The organism is Rhodococcus sp. T9N (assembly GCF_024436645.1).
GTDB lineage: Bacteria > Actinomycetota > Actinomycetes > Mycobacteriales > Mycobacteriaceae > Rhodococcus_F > Rhodococcus_F qingshengii.
In genome coordinates this window covers 1-5,830 of sequence record NZ_JAMSKS010000048.1, presented here as the reverse complement: position 1 = coordinate 5,830, position 5,830 = coordinate 1, and the positions used below count along the sequence as shown (strand labels likewise).

Below are 5,830 nucleotides of genomic sequence, written 5' to 3'. Positions count from 1 at the left end.
GCTCAGCTCGGCGTGTTGAATCAAGGACCGGATCCACCGTTATTCAGACAGTCCCACCTGAATCGCTCTGGGTTCGGTGGAGACTTCTGGCCTTGGAAACGAGGATGGAAGCATGCCGAATGAACGGGTGTCAGGGAGGCCGACGATGCGGCGGTATTCGCCGGAGGAGAAGGCCGGTGCGGTGCGGATGGTCCGGGCGTTGCGGGCCGAGCTGGGGACCGAGCATGGGACGACAGCGCGGGTTGCCTCGCAGTTGGGTTACGGGGTCGAGTCCGTCAGGTCGTGGGTCAAGCAGGCCGATATCGATGACGGTCTGACTGTGGGAGTGAGCACCGCCGAGGCCGATCGGATCAAGCAACTCGAGCAGGAAATCCGAGAACTGCAGCGCGCCAACGAGATATTGAAGCGTGCGGCGTCTTTCTTCGGGGCGGAGCAGGGCCGCCAGCACAAGAGATGACCGCGTTCATCGATGCCAATCGCGGCGATGTCATCGCGGGTCGGAGGCTTGGGGTCGAGCGTATCTGCAAGGCCTTGCAGATACCTCCGAGCAGCTACTACGCCACCAAAAGCCGACCGCCGTCAGCTAGATCGGTCTCCGATAGCCGGTTGCGGCCGGCGCTACGGGGGTTGTGGGAGGAGAATTACCAGGTATATGGGGTGCGGAAGCTGTGGAAAGCAGCCCGAAGATCGGGCATCGATGTCGGCCGTGACCAGGTCGCGCGGCTGATGCGTGCCGAGCAGATCGCTGGTGTGCGGCGAGGGAAGAAGGTGCGTACCACCCGAGCAACGGCCGGGGCGGATCGGCACCCCGATCTGGTTGGGCGGGATTTCACTGCGACTGAGCCGAACCAACTGTGGGTCACCGACCTCACCCACGTCCCGACCTGGGCGGGAATGGGCTACGTCTGCTTCATCACCGACGCTTACTCTCGGATGATCGTGGGCTGGCGCGTCGCGGCGAACATGCGCACCCAGGTAGTGCTCGACGCCATCGAGATGGCCCGCTTCAGTCGCGGCACACGGTTGACCGGGCTGCGCTGCCACAGCGATGCGGGCAGTCAATTCACCTCGGTCCGCTACGGCGAACGGCTCGCCGAACTCGGTGCAATACCGTCGATCGGGACCGTGGGCGATTCCTACGATAATGCTCTCGCCGAGAGCGTGAACGGCTACTACAAGTACGAACTCATCTACGGCCCAACGCATCCTGGTCCATGGCGCAGCATCGACGACCTGGAACTGGCGACACTGTCGTGGGTGCACTGGCACAATCACAGGCGGCTGCATGGTCACTGCGGCGACATCCCGCCAGCAGAGTACGAGAAGACGTTCTACGCTACTGAGCAGGGTGAGCAGGCCTTGGTTGAAATCAAATAGCCAGAGCCTCCATCAGACCCAGGGCGATTCACTCTGCGAGGAAGGCGGAGGCTTTGCCGCGGTGGGAGGAATTCGACGAGCGCTTCAAGGTCAAACACGCGCGGTGGCAGAAACGGCACGCGGAACGAATGCGGAGTCGCCAACAGGATCAACGAGTGGATGGCGATGGAGCTGTTCGCGTCTGAGCCATTCTGTGAAGGTGGCTCACCGCATCGACGATGACATCGATGCGGTGAGCCGGAGCACACTACGCCAGCAATGCGCCGCTGACGATGCTACTGCACCCCTGCTCGGAGGTGCGGAGATTAGGCTCAGCCGCATGACCCTCTGGTTCTTGCGCTCTCGATCCAACAAGTACGCGGTGAGAGTCGACATCGCCGCTGCTGCTGCGGATCTTCGTGGTCGAATGCGCGCTGTACGTGAGATCAGCTCTCCTACAGGCAGTGTGGACTGGGAGTCGGCGCGTGAGATCGCTGGAAAGTGTGATTCTCAATTCGTGGCGGCCGCCCGAACGCTTCCTTTTCTCGAGAGGCGCTTGGCGTTGGCTTGGGAGCGGTCGCTAGTCATGAGTTGTTGGTATGCCCGAGGTAATCGACACGGCTTCGAACTCCTTGAGGAACGAGGCTTTGCGCTTATGTCGATGCTCCCGCAAGGGGTTCAAGCGTCGGTCTGTCGCGAGTTCGTCGATGCCGTCGACCACCGCCACGAGATGGGCTCCCGCGTCGACGGGGTAGGCGAGTCGGTGTCTGCGGCGGAACCTGCGCTGGTCGAAGTGACTCAGAAAGCGTTGCGCCGACGAATGAAGGACGAGCGACAACTGATCGTGCTCGAGAGCGTGATCGGTGGCCAGTCCGGACGGATCGGTCAAAGCCTGCGGCATTATGTGCCGTGGCTCGACTTCGCGTGTGAGTATCTCGAGGACCCACGGGAGGTTCAGGAGCTGGAGATGCTTGTCGCTCGTTGGCGCATCGAGCGTTCGAAATACGTTGTGGAGAACCCGGATTATGCACACGTGCGGATTGTCGACGTGAAGACGGCGCAGGGCGGACCGCACCACAGAGAGGGCATGTAGATGAGTACCGAACCATTTCGAATCAGCGAAGGCAGCGCTCTGCACGCCGATGACCCGGATCCGTTGCGGCAGTACTGGTACACCGCTGATGACCTGGTGGATACCTTCGGTTACCGGCGGGACGCCTTGGAAGGTTTGTTCGGTGAAGCGACGCCCGGGCCTGGCGGGTTGGTGGGGTGGACGACGTCGGTGGTGTGGAAGATCGAGAGTGAAGTGATTGTGCCGGCGGTGGAATTGTTGGAGTCGAGTTTCCGCGATCAGGAGTCGATTGATCTCACGGTGTATCGGTCGTCGGCTGGCTGAGGCTCGGCGATTAACTGCCGCTTGCGGGGCCTTACATGTTGAGCTGGTTGGCCAGTCGACTGATCGGGCGCGGCTCGATGCTCAGGTTCCTCGGCTGAGGAACTCCGATGATGTGCACTCCGGCGCTGGCGCGGACGTGTGCGTCGCCGTTCATGGAGACAGAGGAAGTGTCTGTCGCTGCGACGAGAGTGTGGCCGGCAGCTTGGACGTGGCACTGGGAGTGGGCGAAGACGACAGCCTGATCTTCGGCGCGAATCTTGGCGTGATCGGTACCGACAATGTGGCTTTTCCCGCGCGCTTCGATGGTGACGCCATCGAATGCTTCGACGTGCGCGAATTCGTAGGCGGTGACACGGGCGCGTTGGGAGGCCTGGAGGAAGCATCGACCGGCGGCAGCGATGGATCCTCCGCTGATTCCGGCACACGATTGACCGATGATCTTCACGTCGACTCCGTGCGGGACATGCCCGAGGTCGAACCACAGGTCAGGGTCGGCGTCGATGATCAGTCGTTTGGCGCCGCCGCGGATGTGGTGGGTGTATTCGCTGAAGGTGTGAACGATCAATGCTGGACGGGAGGAACGTGCCGGGTGGAGTCGTGCGCGGTGGTGGGCAGCTTTTCCGATTGGGGCGTTCATAGGGTGATGTTGCCTCTACTGGTGAGTTTTCGAGTGGTTTTGGTGGCGGCGAGTCCGGTCACGATGCGGGAACATAGTCGTTCGAGAGCAGCACGAGCGGATTTTCAGGCATCTGAGATGTGCGGTCAGTGATAGTCCATGGCATGGACAGCGCACGCCCCAGCGGCCAAACGATGAGTTCGGAAGCCCGCGCTGTCCGGTAGAGCGGTTAGGGTCGGGTTCTGCCTGTGACCACGGGTGATGGACGCGCTGAAGGAGCTTTCCGAGATGGCCGAATCGAATGTGGAGTCGGGAAATACTGCCGACGGTGCTTCGACTTCTCTCTCCGCTGAGGAGGCCGAGTCCACAACGCCTGGCCGTGGTCAACGACCGGGGCTCGTCAGCGTCGCCGACGCAGGAAGGCGGAAACCCCCTCTCTCGACGTATCTGCCGATCCTGGGTGTCATTGCTGTGAGTGTGGCGGTGTGGATCGCTGCTCGCTGGGCGTTCGGTCGTCACGAGCAGGCTGGCCTGTGGTCGGTCGCGTCGTTCGCTGCTCTGGCTGGGGCGGCGGTGAGCGTGGCGGTGCGTCCGTTGATGGCAGGTTTGTGTGCACTCGTGCAGATTCCCGTGAGGCCGACCAGTCGCCCGATGGTCCCAGCAGTGGCAACAGCAGGATTGTGGTTCGGGGCGGTGATGGTCGCAGGCGGAGACGCGATCTTGCCGGCATGGCTCACGGTGGCCGCGTTATCCGTTTGGGCCGCGTGGATTGACCACTTCACCTTGCGGTTCCCCTTGCCGCTGATTCGTGCCGTCACCGCGGCGGGTCTGCTGCTCGGCGCGATGGCAGTGGTCGTCGATCAGGACCCTGCCTCGGGTCTTCGTGCTGTGGTGGCCGGGGCCGCGATATTCGCCAGTTACCTGGTGTTCGCGATCATTACTCGCGGTCACCCCGGTTTGGCGGATGTGAGGTTGAGCTTCATTCTCACGGCAGCTGTCGGATGGGTCGGTTGGATGAACGTGGCTTCGGCAGTGCTGCTGCCGAATATTCTGGCGGTGGTAGGGGTGGCGGTCACCAAGGTGTTCGGAGGCAGAAAGGTCCGGGGTGTGGAGTTCGGGTTCGCGCCGTACCTCGTTGTCGGAACCGCGCTCGCTGTCGCGTTGCCTGCGGGCTGGTGGCTGCTGTGAACCCGAGCAAACGTATCCGTACCGATGAGAGGAACTGGACATGAGGTGGCGCCGCCGGCGGAATCGTTTCCAATCACCGAACCGGGTGGAACTGGTGGATGAGTTCCTCGACCACGTTCACAAGGTCGCCGAACGCACTCTGCCGGCATCGGATGCGCCGGGATCGGCCGGTGTGCGGCGTCTGCATGTGGTGGCCACCTTGATTCGCGAGTTGGAGGAGCACGTCGATACTCGTGAGGCCCGCGGTAGTAACGCTCTCGAGTCGGCGAGTTTGGGACAGTTCTACGTAATGACCGCGCACAGTTGCGCTGCACGACTGGCGGCGGATTTCGATGCGGAAGACACTCCAGGGCGTGATGACGAAAGGCTGTCAGCGCTCGACGAATTCCATGCTGTTCAAGCAGCCACCGGCATCACTGTCAGGGTTCACGGAATGCCTACCTCCCCGGAGGGGGTGAAGGCGCTGACGGAGTTGGTACGACAGGCTCACCGCGGCGAGGAACCTCCAGTAGTGGCCGCCGAGAATGAGCGTGAGGTCGGCAGATTCGGTGCACTTCTCGACGTCCCTGTCCCTGATCGGGACATTCGCGGGCTGGTCGAGCACTTCGAACGCTTGGCGGACAAGTCGTCGGGCCCGATCGGGCGTCGGATGCCGGTGGTGCGTGCCCGTGCGTTGGTCGCGTTCTTCGATCAGTACGCAGCCAGACTGACCAAGACTGGGCGGGATGCGTTGCCCAGCCCGCACGTCCTCGAACACGCAACGGTGTGTCACCTTTCCGAGCGAGCCCGCTGGCATCTCGATCGAGTCAGAAGCATCCGGCGGTAGTAAATCGTCCAGCGACGTATCGAACGGGAAAGTGGAGGAGAGGAACAGGATGGACGACAGAGCTAGGGACGTGAAGTCAGGCATCGTTCACACCGAACTTCCGTGTGAGTTCTGCGCGGAGCATCCGCAGTACTTCGCCGGTGACCCTGTCGGGTTCGTGCGCGCAGCGAGGTGGGCCGCGGTCGTCAAAGACTGTTGTCATGGCAACGCCCCCGTGGACTACTTACTCTGCGACGAACATTGGGCCATGATCCGATTTCAGCAGTTGCCCGGCCAGTGCCGACGATGTGGGCGTATCGCCTACTCGGTAGCCGATATCGTCAGCACCGAGATTCCGCTAGGCCGGACCGCTGAAGGCGCGTGGCCGTTAGTGGGACGTGACATCCCTGTTCCGAGCAATGATCAGAACCTGTGGATGGTTCTCGGCGAGGCGGCGTGAGTGGGCGCA

At 62.2% G+C, this 5,830-nt stretch carries 7 protein-coding genes; 6 read left to right on the top strand and 1 reads right to left on the bottom strand.

Annotation, left to right across the window (positions count from 1 at the left end; all coding sequences use genetic code 11):
- Nucleotides 1–112 precede the first annotated feature (112 nt).
- From M1L53_RS32815 to M1L53_RS32805, 3 genes are all read left to right on the top strand, one after another.
- Nucleotides 113–1,377 (top strand): IS3 family transposase gene (locus M1L53_RS32815; protein ID WP_252194295.1). Its coding sequence is split into 2 segments (ribosomal slippage): nucleotides 113–416 and nucleotides 416–1,377, totalling 1,266 coding nucleotides; the frame shifts between segments, so codons are not numbered across the junction.
- Between the two features lie 319 nt (nucleotides 1,378–1,696).
- The gene (locus M1L53_RS32810; RefSeq protein WP_225320441.1) at nucleotides 1,697–2,449 is read left to right on the top strand and encodes a hypothetical protein; all 753 of its coding nucleotides are present in this window, start codon (nucleotides 1,697–1,699) and stop codon (nucleotides 2,447–2,449) included.
- Nucleotides 2,450–2,752, top strand: coding sequence for a hypothetical protein (locus M1L53_RS32805; protein ID WP_054827418.1), 303 nt, complete (start codon nucleotides 2,450–2,452; stop codon nucleotides 2,750–2,752).
- Nucleotides 2,753–2,783: 31 nt separating this feature from the next.
- Here the strand turns inward: M1L53_RS32805 and M1L53_RS32800 are convergent, their stop codons facing one another.
- Entirely contained in the window at nucleotides 2,784–3,389 is a 606-nt protein-coding gene (locus tag M1L53_RS32800) for a hypothetical protein (protein WP_261949487.1), read from the bottom strand.
- A gap of 267 nt (nucleotides 3,390–3,656) precedes the next feature.
- On the opposite strand from M1L53_RS32800, the gene M1L53_RS32795 reads away from it, so the two are divergent.
- From M1L53_RS32795 to M1L53_RS32785, 3 genes are read left to right on the top strand one after another with little or no spacing between them, the layout of a single operon-like run.
- A complete protein-coding gene (locus M1L53_RS32795) occupies nucleotides 3,657–4,556 on the top strand; it encodes a hypothetical protein (protein WP_225320440.1) in 900 nt (299 codons plus the stop codon).
- A gap of 40 nt (nucleotides 4,557–4,596) precedes the next feature.
- Nucleotides 4,597–5,382 (top strand): hypothetical protein, encoded by a 786-nt coding sequence (locus tag M1L53_RS32790; RefSeq protein ID WP_166503034.1) that lies wholly within the window; start codon nucleotides 4,597–4,599, stop codon nucleotides 5,380–5,382.
- Nucleotides 5,383–5,431: 49 nt separating this feature from the next.
- On the top strand, nucleotides 5,432–5,821 hold the full coding sequence (locus M1L53_RS32785; protein WP_261949486.1) for a hypothetical protein: 390 nt from the start codon (nucleotides 5,432–5,434) through the stop codon (nucleotides 5,819–5,821).
- Nucleotides 5,822–5,830 lie beyond the last annotated feature (9 nt).

Bases quoted from the DNA above. Each gene is read 5' to 3' on its own strand.
- M1L53_RS32810 (WP_225320441.1), top strand. From the start codon at position 1,697: ATGACCCTCTGGTTCTTGCGCTCTCGATCCAACAAGTACGCGGTGAGA.
- M1L53_RS32805 (WP_054827418.1), top strand. From the start codon at position 2,450: ATGAGTACCGAACCATTTCGAATCAGCGAAGGCAGCGCTCTGCACGCC.
- M1L53_RS32800 (WP_261949487.1), bottom strand. From the start codon at position 3,389: ATGAACGCCCCAATCGGAAAAGCTGCCCACCACCGCGCACGACTCCAC.
- M1L53_RS32795 (WP_225320440.1), top strand. From the start codon at position 3,657: ATGGCCGAATCGAATGTGGAGTCGGGAAATACTGCCGACGGTGCTTCG.
- M1L53_RS32790 (WP_166503034.1), top strand. From the start codon at position 4,597: ATGAGGTGGCGCCGCCGGCGGAATCGTTTCCAATCACCGAACCGGGTG.
- M1L53_RS32785 (WP_261949486.1), top strand. From the start codon at position 5,432: ATGGACGACAGAGCTAGGGACGTGAAGTCAGGCATCGTTCACACCGAA.